We start from the raw sequence: 15,977 nt of genomic DNA on the forward strand, positions 1-15,977 counted from the left end.
ATAGAACCGGTGGTAAAGTCACGAAGCACTAGATGTCGATTATAACGTTGTAATAGAGGGGGGATCGCGTACGCGACCCCTCCGTTTCGCAGAAATAGACGCACTCCACAGTAACCAACACACTACTACCACCATGTGTCACCGGCAATGCGGTGTGAATCTCGTGTGGTGGCGTGGTTCGAGCGGGGGTTCTGCGACCCCCGTGATTACAACACTATACTCAGCGCCCTCCGTTCCCTCCCGCATTGGCTTCGTGAGCCCGCATCCACCCGGCTACGTCGGGATGGGCGAACGTGATCTCGATGTGATGCCCACCGACGCCCATCGCGTCATCGACCGACAACGTTCGTGACTCCTTGTAGGTCACGCCAGGAACGCGCTCGGCCATCTCCTCCATCACCCGATACCCATCGCTCTTGTACGCACAGCCGTAGTGGGTCGCGACCTCTAGATAGCCCAACCGTGCGACCATGAGATCGTTCGTCTTGGCGACGTTCTTCGCGTGCTCGAGGACGTCGAGGTACTTGTCTTCGACTTGCTGACTCTCGGCACGCTTCTCACGGGAGTTCACGAGTTCGATATTCTGTTCCGAGCGCTGAACCGTCTCGAAGAGTTGCCGTCCTGCATTCGATGTTTCCAGTAGTTCGTGATGTCGGTAGTCCACTGAAACGATGCGACGTGGTGAACGCTACCTCCATATGCGACGAGAGCAGCAGTTTCAACTTCTGCATACTCTTCAAAGACAGTATATACGTGCCGTGATGCTACTACTAGTTTAGGATGGTCGCGGCCGTATAGTGAGTCGAAATGATCACTAGCACCACCCAACAATCGGCTCAGACCGATGTTCGAATGAAAGCCGTCGTGGCCACGAAATACGGATCCCCAGATGTTCTCCACGTTACAGAGGTTCCAAAACCCACACCCAAAGTTAACGAGATACTGATCCGGATCATTGCAACGACGGTTGGACCGTCGGATTCTGCCTTTCGCCAAGGCAAGCCGTTTGTCGTGCGATTCTTTAGCGGCCTCAGGAAGCCGAATCCCATTCTGGGAGACGTGTTAGCCGGGGAGATTGAGGCAGTCGGTAAAGACGTCACACGATTTGCCAAAGGCGATCGGGTGTTTGGAACCGCTGCTCCCGATAGTGGCGCGCATGCTGAGTACATCTGTCTCCCCGAAGACGGCGCACTGGCAGTAACGCCGTCGAATATAAGGGATGGCGAAGCCGCCGCTATTTGCGATGGAGCACTTACGGCGATGGGGTTCCTTCGAGATACAGTAGATATTCAGCGTGACCAATCGATCCTCATCAACGGGGCGTCCGGATCGATCGGAACCTTTGCTGTTCAGCTTGCCAAGTACTTCGGGGCAGAGGTCACCGGCGTCTGCAGTACAACAAACATTGACCTGGTGAAATCGCTCGGTGCCGATACGGTCATCGACTATACGCAAGCGGATTTCACCACACTCAACAAGAAATATGATATCATCTTCGACGCAGTGGGCAAAAGTTCGTATTCGCGGTGCAAAGACTCGCTCAAGCGAGACGGGATGTACCTGACCACGGTTCCGTCACCGGCAATCCTCTTCCAAATGGGATGGACAAGGCTATTCGGAAGTAAGAAGGCTGTCTTCACCGCCACAGGGTTGAAATCACCGGAAGAAAAGGCCGCTCATCTTCGGTTCCTGAGGAAACTCACTGAGGAAGGGGAACTCCACTCGGTGATCGACAGACGTTATCCACTGAACGAGATCGCCGAGGCCCACAGGTATGTCGATACAGGGCACAAAAAAGGAAACGTTGTCATCACGGTCGGAGAGTAGGAAGCGTAGCATCCGGCTTTCGGTGCCTCGGTATTCTATTCTGAGTTTTGCACTGTCCTTAATTTGCTACCGATTGCTGCTTTCGCTAACTAGCTTGTGGTCAATCTCCTCGATACTTGCTCGCCAGTAGGCTGCGTTTCGATTCGGTAAGTTCCATTCTACCTTGACGTCAACCGGGATTCGTAGCCCGTTTTTGACCTGATAATTGTCAAAGTATCCAGTCCAGGGTCGGTATGAGCGATCCTCTTGTCTATACCGACGTTCTGTATGTACCTTCTCAACCTCGTCTCGATCGTTGAAATAGAACACGAGGGAGGCGGTGGCCCCCGCGTTTTCGAGGGTTGCTCGGGCCGATCGCCGATCTATTGTGTCCCATTCTACGCCCTGACTGGGTAGCAGCGCAGTTGGGAACCAAACGCTCTCAGCTAAGTACCGTAGGAGTTTTCCAGAATTCATCTCTGGATTCGGCCCCACCTCAGCTACAGGTACTGTGGACAGCACTTTTGCACGCAAGATGCCTTCGCCTCGTTGGTACATATCGAGAACCCGCGCTGAGATGAACGGAACCATTTCAATGCGAGCATCCCAGACGAATCCGGGCGGATCCACTGTGAAGTGCTGCGTTGCATCAAGTGGTTTCCACGAGTCTTCCGTATCGTCTAACCGGAACTCCCCCTGCTGTCGCAATTGAACGGACTCAACGTATGGCTGTCCGTCTATCAGTACGTTGTTGAAGTATCGTTGAACGGGGGCCGGCAGTCCTTCTAAATCGTCTCTTGAGAAGACTTGGCTTCGGATGGGATTTGCTGCCTTTCGTAGGTTATCAATCCTGTTATTGATAGTATTCTCAAATCGAGCTTTACTAGCGAGAATGATGGCACCGGTGCCGACGAGCGAAGCACCAAGCATTTTGACTGCAGTGTTGCGTTTCATCTGTATCAGTGATCTCGTGATGAATGATCGTCACCTAATAGATATCCTCCAAATATTGGAACCCAGAGCAGAAGCGGATACGCCACCCACCGTTCGACACCACCGGATCCAAGAACTGCTATCGGACTCGGTTCTCTGAGAACGAGGCCATAGAAGAAGACGCTTGCGAGGACCAACAAGGAGACACCACCGAACAAAACACAAAGATATGAGAATGGACGAGTGACGACCCGAGAGGAGAGAACAACGGTGATACCGCCGCTGAAGAATGTGAGAAGTGCAAAGAGGCCGTGCCACGGAGTGATATTGCCAGGAAACACTCCAACACCGAAAACTCCGATTCCAAACACCGCTAGGGGGACGGTTAGAATACGACGTCCCCATGCTCGGTGAATGAAGTAGGTCGCTATCAGAAGGAGGGCTCCGGTCACCAACATCGTGCTATTGAAAATGGTCGCGGATGGCTGGTGTATGATTGGGTTCGGTGGTTGGGTAGACCCGAGGTCGCTAATGTCTTGTCGTGTTGAATAATTGGGATAGAGGACTTCACCCGTGATTATTCCCATAAATGCAATTCCACCGGCAAGGATCATACTTACACCTGCTACTGACGTGTCAGCAAATCCGCCCATGGATGATCCCTCTCGATCTCGAACGTCATTCATGGTATCCAACACAACAATCGACGTAATGAAATAGGTCGGTGGTTATTTTTGCCGCATTCCCTCCCCTAATAATAATTGAGAGATTATTACTAGCAACATAAACACATTCTCAGACATATTCTGTATCTTGATTCAGGGGGCCGGGCACCTCTGTAATCTCTAAGTTCCGTCGGACTACACGGCTTGTGTACGGACGTTCGCCCAGGAGCACATTACTGCTGAGTGAGACGGGTGATATCTACTGCTGAGCGAATTGAAGTCGGCTGGCTGCTGCCGACAAATCACCCCGACGGGAGCTGTTCGACGATATGCGTGCGAAGTGCCTCGGTCGCGAGAGAACCAGTGACGTGGCCTCGATTCAAGACGGATAGCGGCAGCCCCGCGTAGCAGGAGCGTTGCCGGTCAAGTTCGATGATCCGGTCGTACCGGGCGAGAAGTGGGGTGCAGTTCTCGGTGTCGACGGCACTGAACCCGGCTTCGAAGTTGAGAGCCTCATGTAGCGTCTCTGGACGATTGCGTGCCGACGCTGCGGTCAGGTGTCGATACGCAGAGGAGACGAACAAATCGTCGAGCGCAGCGCCAGCGAACAGCGGGACGTAGCGATCGGCGGTATCGAAACAGGCACGGTGGAGGTTACAGGCCCATCCGCCGAGACTGATTCCTGAGACGATGACTGACGCATCCGTGCGTTCACTCGCTCGTTCGACGAGTGCATCAATCAGATGCGTTGAGGCGGCGAGCATCCCCACGAAGTTCCGGAGGTCACCCATCGCTCTGACGTACTCCACGTTCGACCCGTCGTGGAACGGTGCACGAACGGCGACGAGATTGGCAGGGAGGTTCGCGTCGTTCCCGACACGAACAGCCGCCGAAACGAGTTCGAGCTGAACCGACCGAAGTCGAACGGTCGCTCACCGCTCCCGTGGTGGTAAATGACCGTTGGATACTCCGGTCCGAGCCACTGCCACGGAAGATACGCGGCCTCGAACGAACCAAGCGGTGTATCGACGACCACGTCGTGTCGTCCAGCACTGCTAAGGTCGGCGACGTCAACATCGGCTGCGTTTGTGACGGCCACTAACGGCTTCGAGTCGAGCGAACGAGCGAAGAACGTCGCGTCACGGACGACCAACGCGCTGAGTCGGATCGTTCCTATATCGACCAATCCGTGAACGTTCATTCTGTGTCTCCGGCCACAGTCGTCACCCGAGAGCCACTATGCGTCGCTCCGGTCAAGTCGAGCCCGACGGCAGTGGCATCTGGAACCTCTCGCGTTGCGAGTCGGTCGCTACCGTACACGACGACGAGAAGCACGGCGATAGCGACGAGCGGGAGGGCACCGGTTACCTCGGCGAGGAGGCTCAACGCCGGGTCGGGGACGCCTCCGGGCGCCATCGCTTCGGTGTCGGCAGGGTGAAAGATCCCCATCGCATTGACGCCGGCGTGGAACACGGCGACTGCGAGGACGCTGCCACCTGTACTGTTGTACATCCACGTCCAGAGAATCGATCCTGCGAGGATCGAAACTACCCAGAGCAGCTGCTGGGAGAGCGGCCAGCCGCCGTGGGTCGTGGTCGCGTTGAGGAACAGCGGGAGGTGCCAGCCGGCCCACGCGACGCCGACGAGCATGCTGGACGCAAGCGCGCTGTACTTCTCCTGAAGGAGCGGGAGCATGAACCCTCGCCAGCCGAGGTCCTCTTGTCCGCCGCCCCAAACGGTCCCCCACGCCAACGCGAACAGATAGATCCCGGGGAAGGGGAACGAGCCGAGATCGATCGGCCCGCCGAACGCCACGAACAGGACGACCCCTGTAGTCAAGATGACGAGGGGGAGGCCGAGCGCGATCAGCCACCACCGCGCGCCGATGCGCCAGTGGAAGAACTGGCCGATCCACTTGCGGAGGTCGCCACCACTCGCCCTGATGACAACCGCGGCACCGACGGGCGGGCCGAATCCGCCGAATCCGATGAGAATCGAGTGCGTCCACGACGCTTCCATGCCGCTGGCCGCGAGCGCACCCTGAACCACCCACGTGAACGAGTAGGCGATGAGGAGGAAACTCACGATTCGGTGCTGATTGATCCACGCGCGAACGGACGCTGCGGTAGAGGGAGTGGACATGATTGGATGAGTTATTGTTGAATGGTTGTATAATTTTTCTATCCGAATCTGGTTAGAACACCGGCACAGTAGGTTTGGACTCGGTTTCGATGTGTTTCTCAATCCACGGCCAAACGAGAGCGATAAGAACAACGAGAACGAGCGCGGTGAGTTCACCAACAGCTGGAGCTCCAACCACCATCGTCGGTGCGTTAATCAGTGCATGGAAACCGATAGCGACGAACAGGTTCCCCGTGCGGTAGTAGAGGACAGCGAGCAGGACCCCCGCTACGAACACGACGATCAAACTCCCGGGAATCGCTGTTACGGGGTAGGTCACGAGTCGTGATGGGCAGAAAAATCTCTTATGGAGCCGTTGTCTGCGGATAGTGGTAGACAGGTACCCCTCTTGTGCGATTCTATTGAGTGAAGAAATGGCCCATGTCTGGTTAGTGCATCGATGAACGAAGCCACTTAATCGAAACGCACGTCGGATAAGATGCCAATTCTTATTGCGTTAAGTGAGTGAAGGAATATCGTATGTCACTCTCCGCCAGAGTTCGGCGGTGGTTGTCTGCCGATGAGAACGTTATTCACGAGTGTCGGCACTGTGGGAGGACACTCATGCCTACCAGTCAGCAATGTCCGACCTGTGGAGCGACAGAAATCGCGGCGATCGACATCTCATAACCTTGTTTCGACGTAGGCGAGTGCCAGCATGACCTCTACCATGAGGTACACATGGATACGTGTCGGTTGAAATATCGGTCACAATACTTAAATAATATCGCCCGCTAGCTGCTGAACCTCACTCGTCGCTCTCTTCATCGGTGATCGGATTCAATTTAGTCCAAACGGTGTCGTGAGCTCGGAACGGATTCACTCTAACTTTCAACGATAGTGCCTCGTCGTGTTTCAACGGGTTTCGAAGCACGGCCAGATGCGTACGATGAACTCGTCGAACCGTACCTTTCGGACTTTGTCAGTGGCACATTCGAGCAGCTGTGTCAACGGGCGATTCTCTTCGAATACGGTCATGAGTATACGTTCACAGAAGAGCCAGACACTCCACTTACCCTGTTATTCCAGATCGTCACTCGAAGCCAATTTACAATACAGAGGATTACTGACCTACCGAATGCAGTGTACCGATTTGAATTGAGGAATTCTTACTAGTTAATGAGATGATGTGTTTGAGACGACATTCAACAAGTAGTATCGTCTGGGCGCTTGTATGGTTGGTTTGCTTGTCAAAGCGGCAGTGAAAGAGCACCTCTTAGTCAATGTTTATCAGTAATCAGGTAGCGACTCAACCTATTCAATGAGAGAAATCGGACTTATCGGCGTCGGTTACATCGGCAAGCTGTTCGTTGACCGACTATGTGGCGCGGGATACTCGCTAACGGTGTTTGACGTGGACAACGAACAGATTAAGTATGCTCTCGATCACGGAGCAACAGCTGTCACTTCACCAAGTAAGGTTGGAGAGGCGGCTGACGTCATACTGATCGCAGTTCCTGGCTCGTCGGAGGTTGAAGAGACGATGGAGAGCGAAAGCGGTTTGCTCGAAGTATTAGATAACGACAAATTAGTAATCGACGTGACGACAACGCACCCAGAAACCTCGATTAAGTATGAAAAGCGGTGTGCTGACCGCGGTGCTAGATTCATCGAAGCACCAATCACGGGTGCAGCACCCCGTAAAGGATATCAGATGATGATCGGCGGAACTAATGAGAACTATAAAAAGGCAGTGGACATCCTCGATGTGATTTGTGATGATCACATCCGAGTCGGTGAAATCGGCAAAGCAACCATATTCAAACTCGGGCTGCAAATGCGCTATGCTGGTCAGAATGCCCTTGATGCGGAAATAGTCGAGTACGCACGCGACAATGGGGTAGATCCCAAGCTATTTAATGACTTTTTTGGGATGGACATTTGGGAACAATATTTTACTGGTGACTTCAGCCAAGATATCGAAGGCATGGGTAGCTTCTCGATCTGGAATAAGGATATTGGCTATGTCCGCGATGTTGCCCACAGAAATGGGACAGCGCTCCCAATCAACAGTGTTGTCCATGAGGCGTACAAGGCAACGATGCGCCAGACCGATGAGGATGAAGGCCATGCGGCAAGTTTGATCAAATACTGGCAATTACTAAATGATATATATATACTAGATAATGCTACGTGGGTAGATCAAGCCTCACTGGTTAATATTAGTCGTTCAATGCATGAACAGACAATTAGACAGTGGTTCCTTTGATCCGGAAGAAATCCCTTCTATTTTCATGCATTGGTTCAAGCCGTCGATAGACGGACGGCCGTTCCATCTCAACCGTATCTGCGACCCACCGAGCAGTCACGGCTGGAAACTCGGATTCACGAATCACTCGCAGAATATCGTCATCACTCGTTTGCTCCGCAAATCGTGCCTGCTCGTCGCGTTCACTCTCGTTCTCAGTCATAGTGCATACTGGATCTACTATTACGGAATCCCGATGAACCGGTGCTGGAAGAACAAATAGTGGCATGCAATCGGGACATTGAGCAACGGAGTGACCATGTGATAATGGAGAATAGTTAGCTGTCACACTCTAAACGTACCGACGGTTATGAAGATCGGCAATCGATGACAGATATCTAACGCTGAGAGACAGTTGCTTCGATTTCGACCGTTGGACGAAGTGTCAACGATGGCTGGAACGCCAATGGACCATCAGTGGAGACATCGAGGGAAACGCGACGTACCATCGTGGCGAGCGCCATCGTCAATTCAAGACGGGCAAATCCTCAATCTTCACCCGAATCTTCAACATCCGATCCTGTGCTGCCAATTCCTCCATTACTAGGCCTTGCGACCGCTCGAACGACGCATTTCCTGTTTTGATCTCACAGTAATACTTCGCCAGCACACGCCCATCCCACCCATTCTTTGCCCGAACGACACAGTCCGGTGCCCATCGTCTTTCGCCGTCTGAATGGTCAACCGAGATCGGTCTGCCCCTCTCAACCTCAAGAGCTAGTCCAGATTCTAATTCACCATCATTGAGCTCTAGATCTTGCCGAACAAGGGACAATGATAGTTGGAGATACGTTCAACCCTGCGAGCGACCCCTACCAACCGGGCGACGACGTACAGGTCTACGTGTCCAAGACTGATCCCGATACTGGACACCACGGGAAAGAAGGCACCATCACGGATGTCCTGCAGGACACTCTCGGAGACGAGTCTGGGCGCGAACTGGATTCCTACAGCTACCGCATCGAATCCGATTGCGAGGAAATTGATATCTGGTTCCGGCATCGCGACTTGGTACCGGTATCACAGTAATCAATCACCGATACGTCCACTGCAATGGGCAAACACGGAACCAAACCTACGTGGCCACAAATCCGAGATGCACTCGAAGTTAACGAAGATCGCCTTCTCAGTGCGTTGCTCACGGGAAGTTTTGTGACCCCGACGAAGGAAGTCTCCCAAGAGAGCGATGTCGATGTTGTCTTCGCATTCGAAACCGACGAGGCGATAGATAAATTCGGCCTTGTTGGAACTCTCGGGTGGTGATTGGTTTCAGGAGTCGCAATGAATGTAAGGTGCAAGTCGGTCACTAGCTACGAATTTGGGGAGTGGTTCGAGTGGGCTAAAAACAGATAGTCCTCTCGTAGGTACCAGACGTACGCCACGAAGAACATTAATCGCTGGAATACACCCGCGAGATGGGGTAAGAGCATCATCGCTGTCGGCAGTATTACTGTCGCGCCGAGAGCGACGACATCGAGCCACCGAACGTTCCGCCACTCTTGTCGTCCGCGCAGGAGGAGAAGTAACACGCCGAATGCGAAACAGAACCCGACGAGTGTAGCGGTCACCGAGTGAATCGCATCCTCGATTGGATTGTACGCCACCGTTGCGTCCCATGACCGCGTCGAGAACACGGCTGTTGCAATCATGAAGATACCGAACCCTGCGTGGAACACAGTCGCCCGCCGCTTCCAAGCATCACGTCGCTGCACTGTCACCCATAGAACCCCCATGCCGAACAGGAGAAATCCAAGTCTGGCAATCCAGGCTGCCGGAACACCTTGTGCGGCCGATTCGCTCGTCGTATGGGAGAACCAGGAGTATCCCTCGGGCATGAATACCGGAGCGACTGCAAGCGCGACTGCAGAAGCGGAAAGGCAAACCGCTATCCCTAGACCTGGGTACGTCCGGTCGGTCAACATGGATGCTCAAACACCGAATAGCTACTAAGAACTACCTCCGAAAGCACCAGCGCGGACGTCGATACCGGGGGTACTCCCCCTGCTAAACACACCCTCTCTTTTCAGCACACGATTCGTATTATCTATTGGGAGTTCAACAGAGCCATGAATTCGACTATGACGGGCGCTCTCCGGAGACAATCGAGGTTGGTGGCATCACTCGAGAGTTAGATCTCATCATCGGTGGTCCGGAGAGCGAGTACGATGATGGTGAGAGCGAATTGCTCTATGCGCGTCCCAACGACGAATTCGAATAACGTCACTCAATCGAGAGCGTACGCAGATCACGCTCTGAATGGCTTCTTTCGTTTGAGAGCGCTACTCCCACTAGATAGCGATCACCCCATACCAACGAGTGACCACTATTCCATTCGAATCCAGATTACTCGACGCGCCTCTGGCTTCTTCTTGCGAATCTCTCCCTCTTCGGCTAGCCCGTGCAAAACCTCATACGCCGTCCGCGGTGGCCACCCACGCTCCTCCGCAATCTCGCTCGTCATGGAGGGTTCTAGTGGTTCCATAACAGCGAGCACAACCGCTGGCTTTCGTTCTTGAACAAATTAGTCTCCTTCTTTTTTGATCTCTCATTGTCTTTTTGAGCATAGTTCCCTTCAACGTCACACGTCGTTCGTCTGGAGTATCATTATGCTACCAAACCACCCTCTTTCTCCATTTTTCTCCTCGATAACCCAATGTCATTTGTGATATTTAGATTGAACCGATAATTTACTCGTTCAAAACCCACACATATAATGGGAACAATGATTATGAATGATGGCGTACGTCTAGTTTTGGTGAAAATCCATGCCTGTCCCACACTACCCATCCGATGAACCTGAGGAGGTGCCTGCCCCCGACATCGATGGCGTCATCCAAAATATCCTTCATCCGAAAGATTGATCATCGCCGACACCGGTCAGAACTTGATCACGTTCGATTCATCTATTCTTTTTTACGACGGGGTCTCCGAGTGTTCATCTGCTTGTTCCCGGATCATCTGTAGCAGTGGACGGATCTCGTCGAAGCGGGGGCCCTTTCGCACTGCGTAGTCGTCTTGATTCCATTCGATGATGTCCGCATCGTCGAGCTTCGGGAGGTGTATATGGGTCATTTGGAGCGAGAGTTGGCTTTCTTGCTCATCACTATTAGTCACGTCAGCGGGAATCTGAGAATAGTCGTCATCCAGGGAGTCATATTCGAGGAGAGCGACCAGCAACTGTCGACGATCTGTATCCGCTAATATTTTCAGGAAAGTATCCAGTGATGCCTCCTGTATAGTGGCTTTGTCCTCTCGCTCTCCTGTTTGCTTGCTTGATATTTTGCTCATATTTCTCACTCCATCTTCGCCGACTGCGAGCGTGATTTGCTGAAAGTACCGTCGGGGTAAAAGGGTTCATCCAAATCTATTAGGTTTTCCCCGATAGTTTACCTTGAGATAAGTGAAATAAACGATGCTACTTACCATATTTTGAATGTAGGTGTTTTCAGTAACCCATGTGACAACTAGCACTAGAAACTCTTCCGGCAGAGGGTTAATAACCATGCATCGGTATTAGGCGACTAATGCCAGCAGGGTCGTTAACAGATGCACTTCGAGAAACTCTTGTACTCTTTGACAATGAAGCGACACCCCGGACAACGAACGAGGTCGCAGACCACCTCGACCTCGGACAGCGAAGTACCTACACTCGACTGAAGCGCCTCGTCGAACATGAAAAACTTGAAACGAAGAAAGTCGGCGCCAGCGCACGTGTCTGGTGGCGGCCGCCGACTAACGCCGACCAAGATACTTCAGACTGGCCGGCTGCCGAGTCGCTCGTCGACGATGTGCTCGACGAGGTCGATGTCGGAGTGTTCGTTCTTAACGAGGACTTTCAGGTGGCATGGGCCAACGATACGACCAGACGATACTTCGGACTGGACTGTGAACGAATTGTCGGCCAAGACAAGCGCAGACTCCTAAACGAATATATCGCGTCAACCATCTCTGAGTCAGACTTGTTTGCGGAAACGGTACTTGCGACCTACGACGACAACACGTACACAGAACAGTTCGAATGTCATGTAACGCCAAGTGATGGGCGCGAAGAGCGGTGGCTCGAACATCGCAGCAAACCCATCGATGCCGGTGCGTACGCCGGTGGTCGAGTCGAACTCTACTACGACGTCACCGACCAGAAGCAGACCGAGCAGTCGCTCGAAGAGAGCAAGCAGCGGTACTCGAGCCTTGTCAGCAATCTACCTGGGATAGTCTATCGGTGTCGCAACGAGCCCACATGGCCCATGGAGTTCGTTAGTGATGCTTGTGCTGAGCTGACCGGATACGACGCTGAGGCCATCGAGTCCGGAAGGGTCAGCTGGAGTGATGAGATTATCCACCCTGACGACCGCAGTCAGATCTGGGAGACCATTCAAGCTGGACTCAATCGAAACGGACAGTTTACTGTTCAGTATCGCATTCTGACCGCGGATGGCGAAACTCGTTGGGTTTGGGAGCGCGGTCGCAGCGTCACTGACTCATCCGGCTCCTCGATACTCGAAGGAGTCATCACCGATATCACAGGGCAGAAGATAACCGAGCAAGAACTCCGGAAGAAAGATCTCGAGGATGTGTACGAGCGAATGGACGACGGGTTCTTTGCGCTCGATGAGAACCACCGGTTCACGTATGTCAATAACCGTGCAAGCGACATCCTAGGACACCAACCGACGGAACTCGTGGGCAAACACATCTGGGATGCATTCGAACGGAACTCAACAGCCAAGGCGGCAATCACGGATGTCTTCGAGAATCAGGAACCGGAGTCCCAGGAGATATTCTACGAACCACTGGAAACCTGGTTCGAAGCCCAGATCTATCCCGCTGAAACAGGTATATCAGTCTATTTCCAGGACGTGACTGATCGCAAGGAACAGAAGGTACAACTTGAACAATATAAGCGCATCGTCGAAGCCGTTGACGACGGAATCTACGTTCTCGATAGCGATTACCGGTTCTCGATGGTAAACAACGGTCTTACGTCGATGACAGGCTATGAGCGTGACGAACTCATTGGCGCCCATGTGCAAACAATCTTTGGCGATGGCTTCTTTAACATCGAGGAGTCAAAACTGGCTGAGCTAGAGTCGAGTGATTCCACTGTCGCAAAACTCGAAGAAGAAATATACACGGCAACTGGTTCTACGCTCACAGTTGAAAGTCGGTTCAGTCGGTTCGAACTCAAGAATGGGGTCAGAGGTCGTATCGGGGTCGTCCGCAACGTTACTGACCGCGTGAAACGTGAACAGCGACTCAAGAAACTGAAGCGTCGATATCAGACGCTCGTAGAGCATTTCCCGAACGGAGCAGTCGTGCTGTTCGACGAGGATTTGCAATACTTGACAGTAGGTGGTGAAGTTTTTGACGGGCTCGACAGCTCAGCTGACGACCTCGAAGGAGAAAAGATATCTGAACGTCTCCCCGCAGAACTCCGTGAAGAAGTTGAACCAAGGTACAGAGCAGTCTTCGACGGTGAGACGAGGGATTTCGAAGTCGACTTCGACAGTCAAATTCGCCGCATCCAAGCCTTCCCTATCTATGACGACCAGGGAACAGTATTCGCAGGAATGGCAATGTCTCAAAATATCACCGATCGAATCGAACGCGAGCGGAGATTAAAACGCCAGCGGGAGTATCTCTCTGCACTCAATCATCTCAATGACGTATTTCACGACATTACCGAAGCTGTTATCGACCAATCGACCCGGGAGGAGATCGAAACGATCGTCTGTGACCGACTCGCGGACACAGATGCCTACCAAGCTGCCTGGATTGGCGATGTCGATATTTATACGCAGACAGTGAATCTTCGGACAGAATCAGGTGTCGAAAGATATCTCGACGACATCACGATTTCTGTCGACCCAGAGGATAAGCGTAGCAATGGCCCCACAGGCAGGGCCATCTTACAACGCGAGATACAGACCACGCAGGACATTCATACCGATTCTAAATACGAACACTGGCGAGATTCCGCCCAGCAGTATGGATTTCGCTCCTCTGCGGCAATTCCGATTGTATATGAGGAGACACTGTATGGTGTTCTCAACCTCTACTCCGACCGACCCGACGCATTCACCGATGAGAAGTGTGAGATAATTGGGCAGCTCGGTGAAATCACCGGGTATGCAATTGCCGCTGTCGAGCGCAAGCAGGCACTGATGAGTGATGAAGTCGTCGAACTCGAGTTCCACCTTTCAGATTTCTTTGAAACCCTTGAAATCGGCGAAACCACCGGCGGTCGAATTACCCTCGACCAGACTGTTCCAGCCACCGACAGCACCTACCTTATATACGGTACCGTGACAACCGGCGCTCGCGATGCGCTCGATGCCTTGGTCGATCAGCTCCCTCACTTGGATTCGATGACGGTGATCGATGTGGAAAAAGACGTGTTGCGATTCGAACTCCAACTATCCGAACCACCTGTACTCTCGACGGTGGCCTCGCAAGGCGGCTCTGTTGAAAAAGCCGTGATTGAGGATGGCGACTTCCACATGCGAATCCACCTCGCACCGAGCATGGATGTCCGTGCGATCATCAACACTGTCCAAGAGGAATATCCAACCGCAGAGCTACTTGCTCAGCGGCAGGTTTCATCTACCGATGACCCGATCGTTCAATTGGAACGGTTACTCGAGGAGAACCTCACTGACCGACAGTGGACATCGCTCAACGCAGCCTACAACTCTGGATTCTTCGAATGGCCTCGTCCGACTCCCGGTAAGGACATTGCCGAGTCACTCGATATCTCGTCACCGACATTCCACCAGCACCTTCGAGCAGCAGAGCGTAAGGTGTTCGACGCCGTCTTGAAGTCCTCGGCAATGTTTTCGTGAGAGTCGGCGTTGCATCGACTGTAGCCAGAAATAGGAACAACGAACACCGGCCAACACACTGAATGCGGCGATGACACCACCAAAGCTTGCGACCGTAAACGCAAGGGCAATGGCAAGAACCTAGACAAGCACATCCGCACCATTCTCGGCGAGACTTCGAACAGCTGCGTCATATCCCTGCTCCTTGAGGACACGGGTAAGCAGTAGAATGAGGAAATTCCACCCAAGCAGATATACAACAACGAGTGTTCCGAGAAACAATGCTGCGGAAATCACGTACTTACCGTGACGAACTGCTCGACATCTTTTTTGTCCGCACGAGGAACACGTGATCTTGATCAGAGGAAGCATCGACGGACACTTCTTTCCCACGTGTGGTCATACGCACTTCGTACTCGTCTGTCGCCTCACCGTCAAGACGAACAGTTTCGATTTCTGCGTTCGGAGGGATCACATGTCCAACTGAAAGCTCGGCAATGTCGGCGCTTGGAGAAACTCGGGTTCGATAACTGAATCCTTCGTATATCCCTGCTCTGAGGCACGCCATGGCACGCGTGCGAGCAGGAAGGAGGGTGTGGCGAGGGAGAGGGCGTGTGGATCGGGAGTGATGGCGCCAGACCCACGTGGGAGCCCATTCAGGGTGTCAGAGGCAACCGCGCCACAAGTGGCCCTTTGTGGGGTTCGGTAAATGCTTTGTGCTACTGTTAAAAAATGAGACAGTCAGTATAGCGACTACATACGGGATTTTCAATAGTTGATAGGAGAGCCCACGAATGCGTACTGCTCATCCGACCAGAGGTTCTACTCCAGTGAACTACCCTACCCTACTCGCTCACGGCTGACGCCGTTCGCTCGTTGGGGGTAGGGCTTCCTGCTTCTACGACGCGCTTTGCAGATACAGGCGTATCCACAGGGAGCGCAGTCTCCACAGGTGTTGATTCGGAGTGCCCCACTCCTATATCTTCGAGACCGCGAGAAAGAATATTCCACGCTGCGTTTGCGTCCCTGTCCGCCTCAAATCCGCAAACACGACAGGAATGTTCACGAACCCACAACGGTTTGCCAGTCGAAACGCCACACGACGCACACTCTTTGGTCGTCCCACTCGGGTTACCCGCAACGAAGTGTGTCCCTTCGCGCTCGCACTTGTATTCGAGTAATGAGAGGAACGTCCGCCACGCTGCCGATGTTGTGTTCCGACTGTTCGACGGCGATTCCATCATTCCTTTCACGTTCAGGTCTTCGACCGCCACAAGGTCGTACTCCTGAGCGTAGTAGTTCGAGAGCTTATTCTCCCCGTTGAAT

The 15,977-nt window shown here is 53.0% G+C and carries 19 protein-coding genes and 1 pseudogene; 6 read left to right on the forward strand and 14 right to left on the reverse strand.

Annotated features, from left to right (window positions below):
- Nucleotides 1-220: 220 nt before the first annotated feature.
- A complete protein-coding gene (locus ACN2TU_RS18220; protein WP_435157343.1) occupies nucleotides 221-664 on the reverse strand; it encodes a hypothetical protein in 444 nt (147 codons plus the stop codon).
- 188 nt (nucleotides 665-852) lie between these two features.
- Between ACN2TU_RS18220 and ACN2TU_RS18225 the strand changes: the two genes are divergently transcribed.
- The gene (locus tag ACN2TU_RS18225; protein WP_435157344.1) at nucleotides 853-1,827 is read left to right on the forward strand and encodes an NAD(P)-dependent alcohol dehydrogenase; all 975 of its coding nucleotides are present in this window, start codon (nucleotides 853-855) and stop codon (nucleotides 1,825-1,827) included.
- Between the two features lie 66 nt (nucleotides 1,828-1,893).
- Here ACN2TU_RS18225 and ACN2TU_RS18230 read toward each other — a convergent pair whose 3' ends face one another.
- The 6 genes from ACN2TU_RS18230 to ACN2TU_RS18255 form a co-directional block, all read right to left on the reverse strand.
- The gene (locus tag ACN2TU_RS18230) at nucleotides 1,894-2,760 is read right to left on the reverse strand and encodes a DUF6920 family protein (RefSeq protein WP_435157345.1); all 867 of its coding nucleotides are present in this window, start codon (nucleotides 2,758-2,760) and stop codon (nucleotides 1,894-1,896) included.
- 5 nt (nucleotides 2,761-2,765) lie between these two features.
- Nucleotides 2,766-3,425: a DUF998 domain-containing protein gene (locus tag ACN2TU_RS18235; protein WP_435157347.1), complete on the reverse strand. Its 660-nt coding sequence runs from the start codon at nucleotides 3,423-3,425 to the stop codon at nucleotides 2,766-2,768.
- A 281-nt stretch (nucleotides 3,426-3,706) separates the two neighbouring features.
- Nucleotides 3,707-4,213, reverse strand: a complete 507-nt coding sequence (locus ACN2TU_RS18240; RefSeq protein WP_435157348.1) for a hypothetical protein — start codon at nucleotides 4,211-4,213, stop codon at nucleotides 3,707-3,709.
- A complete protein-coding gene (locus ACN2TU_RS18245; RefSeq protein WP_435157350.1) occupies nucleotides 4,144-4,605 on the reverse strand; it encodes a hypothetical protein in 462 nt (153 codons plus the stop codon). Before ACN2TU_RS18245 ends, ACN2TU_RS18240 begins: the two co-directional genes overlap by 70 nt.
- Nucleotides 4,602-5,546 carry a CPBP family intramembrane glutamic endopeptidase gene (locus ACN2TU_RS18250; RefSeq protein ID WP_435157352.1) on the reverse strand — a complete coding sequence of 315 codons (945 nt, stop codon included), beginning with the start codon at nucleotides 5,544-5,546 and terminating at the stop codon, nucleotides 4,602-4,604. Before ACN2TU_RS18250 ends, ACN2TU_RS18245 begins: the two co-directional genes overlap by 4 nt.
- Nucleotides 5,547-5,598: 52 nt before the next feature.
- On the reverse strand, nucleotides 5,599-5,865 hold the full coding sequence (locus ACN2TU_RS18255; RefSeq protein WP_435157354.1) for a CPBP family glutamic-type intramembrane protease: 267 nt from the start codon (nucleotides 5,863-5,865) through the stop codon (nucleotides 5,599-5,601).
- A 981-nt stretch (nucleotides 5,866-6,846) separates the two neighbouring features.
- On the opposite strand from ACN2TU_RS18255, the gene ACN2TU_RS18260 reads away from it, so the two are divergent.
- The gene (locus ACN2TU_RS18260) at nucleotides 6,847-7,794 is read left to right on the forward strand and encodes an NAD(P)-dependent oxidoreductase (protein WP_435157355.1); all 948 of its coding nucleotides are present in this window, start codon (nucleotides 6,847-6,849) and stop codon (nucleotides 7,792-7,794) included.
- Here ACN2TU_RS18260 and ACN2TU_RS18265 read toward each other — a convergent pair.
- Together ACN2TU_RS18265 and ACN2TU_RS26970 are read right to left on the reverse strand one after the other, a co-directional pair.
- A complete protein-coding gene (locus tag ACN2TU_RS18265; protein WP_435157356.1) occupies nucleotides 7,775-7,996 on the reverse strand; it encodes a hypothetical protein in 222 nt (73 codons plus the stop codon). The two genes, ACN2TU_RS18260 and ACN2TU_RS18265, sit on opposite strands and share 20 nt — an antisense overlap.
- 303 nt (nucleotides 7,997-8,299) lie before the next feature.
- Nucleotides 8,300-8,608 carry a hypothetical protein gene (locus tag ACN2TU_RS26970; RefSeq protein ID WP_472850212.1) on the reverse strand — a complete coding sequence of 103 codons (309 nt, stop codon included), beginning with the start codon at nucleotides 8,606-8,608 and terminating at the stop codon, nucleotides 8,300-8,302.
- Between ACN2TU_RS26970 and ACN2TU_RS18270 the strand changes: the two genes are divergently transcribed.
- Entirely contained in the window at nucleotides 8,608-8,862 is a 255-nt protein-coding gene (locus ACN2TU_RS18270) for a DUF8139 family protein (protein WP_435157357.1), read from the forward strand. The two genes, ACN2TU_RS26970 and ACN2TU_RS18270, sit on opposite strands and share 1 nt — an antisense overlap.
- 24 nt (nucleotides 8,863-8,886) lie before the next feature.
- Nucleotides 8,887-9,096, forward strand: coding sequence for a hypothetical protein (locus ACN2TU_RS18275; protein WP_435157359.1), 210 nt, complete (start codon nucleotides 8,887-8,889; stop codon nucleotides 9,094-9,096).
- A 47-nt stretch (nucleotides 9,097-9,143) separates the two neighbouring features.
- Here the strand turns inward: ACN2TU_RS18275 and ACN2TU_RS18280 are convergent, their stop codons facing one another.
- On the reverse strand, nucleotides 9,144-9,755 hold the full coding sequence (locus ACN2TU_RS18280; RefSeq protein WP_435157361.1) for a DUF998 domain-containing protein: 612 nt from the start codon (nucleotides 9,753-9,755) through the stop codon (nucleotides 9,144-9,146).
- A 125-nt stretch (nucleotides 9,756-9,880) separates the two neighbouring features.
- Between ACN2TU_RS18280 and ACN2TU_RS18285 the strand changes: the two genes are divergently transcribed.
- Entirely contained in the window at nucleotides 9,881-10,051 is a 171-nt protein-coding gene (locus ACN2TU_RS18285; RefSeq protein ID WP_435157363.1) for a hypothetical protein, read from the forward strand.
- 105 nt (nucleotides 10,052-10,156) lie between these two features.
- Here ACN2TU_RS18285 and ACN2TU_RS18290 read toward each other — a convergent pair whose 3' ends face one another.
- Nucleotides 10,157-10,294, reverse strand: a complete 138-nt coding sequence (locus ACN2TU_RS18290) for a hypothetical protein (RefSeq protein ID WP_435157365.1) — start codon at nucleotides 10,292-10,294, stop codon at nucleotides 10,157-10,159.
- A 452-nt stretch (nucleotides 10,295-10,746) separates the two neighbouring features.
- Nucleotides 10,747-11,121, reverse strand: coding sequence for a hypothetical protein (locus ACN2TU_RS18295; RefSeq protein WP_435157367.1), 375 nt, complete (start codon nucleotides 11,119-11,121; stop codon nucleotides 10,747-10,749).
- A 236-nt stretch (nucleotides 11,122-11,357) separates the two neighbouring features.
- Between ACN2TU_RS18295 and ACN2TU_RS18300 the strand changes: the two genes are divergently transcribed.
- Nucleotides 11,358-14,672 (forward strand): PAS domain S-box protein, encoded by a 3,315-nt coding sequence (locus ACN2TU_RS18300; RefSeq protein ID WP_435157369.1) that lies wholly within the window; start codon nucleotides 11,358-11,360, stop codon nucleotides 14,670-14,672.
- A gap of 120 nt (nucleotides 14,673-14,792) precedes the next feature.
- Here ACN2TU_RS18300 and ACN2TU_RS18305 read toward each other — a convergent pair whose 3' ends face one another.
- A complete protein-coding gene (locus tag ACN2TU_RS18305; protein WP_435157370.1) occupies nucleotides 14,793-14,948 on the reverse strand; it encodes a hypothetical protein in 156 nt (51 codons plus the stop codon).
- 548 nt (nucleotides 14,949-15,496) lie between these two features.
- A pseudogene (locus ACN2TU_RS18310) lies at nucleotides 15,497-15,964 on the reverse strand (RNA-guided endonuclease InsQ/TnpB family protein); the annotation flags it as partial.
- Between the last annotated feature and the right edge of the window lie 13 nt (nucleotides 15,965-15,977).

Source organism: Haladaptatus marinus, assembly GCF_051194195.1.

What these genes read in the sequence shown, in the direction of transcription:
- ACN2TU_RS18225 (WP_435157344.1), top strand. Translation starts at nt 853, where the DNA reads ATGAAAGCCGTCGTGGCCACGAAATACGGATCCCCAGATGTTCTCCAC.
- ACN2TU_RS18230 (WP_435157345.1), bottom strand. Translation starts at nt 2,760, where the DNA reads ATGAAACGCAACACTGCAGTCAAAATGCTTGGTGCTTCGCTCGTCGGC.
- ACN2TU_RS18235 (WP_435157347.1), bottom strand. Translation starts at nt 3,425, where the DNA reads ATGAATGACGTTCGAGATCGAGAGGGATCATCCATGGGCGGATTTGCT.
- ACN2TU_RS18245 (WP_435157350.1), bottom strand. Translation starts at nt 4,605, where the DNA reads ATGAACGTTCACGGATTGGTCGATATAGGAACGATCCGACTCAGCGCG.
- ACN2TU_RS18250 (WP_435157352.1), bottom strand. Translation starts at nt 5,546, where the DNA reads ATGTCCACTCCCTCTACCGCAGCGTCCGTTCGCGCGTGGATCAATCAG.
- ACN2TU_RS18260 (WP_435157355.1), top strand. Translation starts at nt 6,847, where the DNA reads ATGAGAGAAATCGGACTTATCGGCGTCGGTTACATCGGCAAGCTGTTC.
- ACN2TU_RS18265 (WP_435157356.1), bottom strand. Translation starts at nt 7,996, where the DNA reads ATGACTGAGAACGAGAGTGAACGCGACGAGCAGGCACGATTTGCGGAG.
- ACN2TU_RS18270 (WP_435157357.1), top strand. Translation starts at nt 8,608, where the DNA reads ATGATAGTTGGAGATACGTTCAACCCTGCGAGCGACCCCTACCAACCG.
- ACN2TU_RS18275 (WP_435157359.1), top strand. Translation starts at nt 8,887, where the DNA reads ATGGGCAAACACGGAACCAAACCTACGTGGCCACAAATCCGAGATGCA.
- ACN2TU_RS18280 (WP_435157361.1), bottom strand. Translation starts at nt 9,755, where the DNA reads ATGTTGACCGACCGGACGTACCCAGGTCTAGGGATAGCGGTTTGCCTT.
- ACN2TU_RS18290 (WP_435157365.1), bottom strand. Translation starts at nt 10,294, where the DNA reads ATGACGAGCGAGATTGCGGAGGAGCGTGGGTGGCCACCGCGGACGGCG.
- ACN2TU_RS18295 (WP_435157367.1), bottom strand. Translation starts at nt 11,121, where the DNA reads ATGAGCAAAATATCAAGCAAGCAAACAGGAGAGCGAGAGGACAAAGCC.
- ACN2TU_RS18300 (WP_435157369.1), top strand. Translation starts at nt 11,358, where the DNA reads ATGCCAGCAGGGTCGTTAACAGATGCACTTCGAGAAACTCTTGTACTC.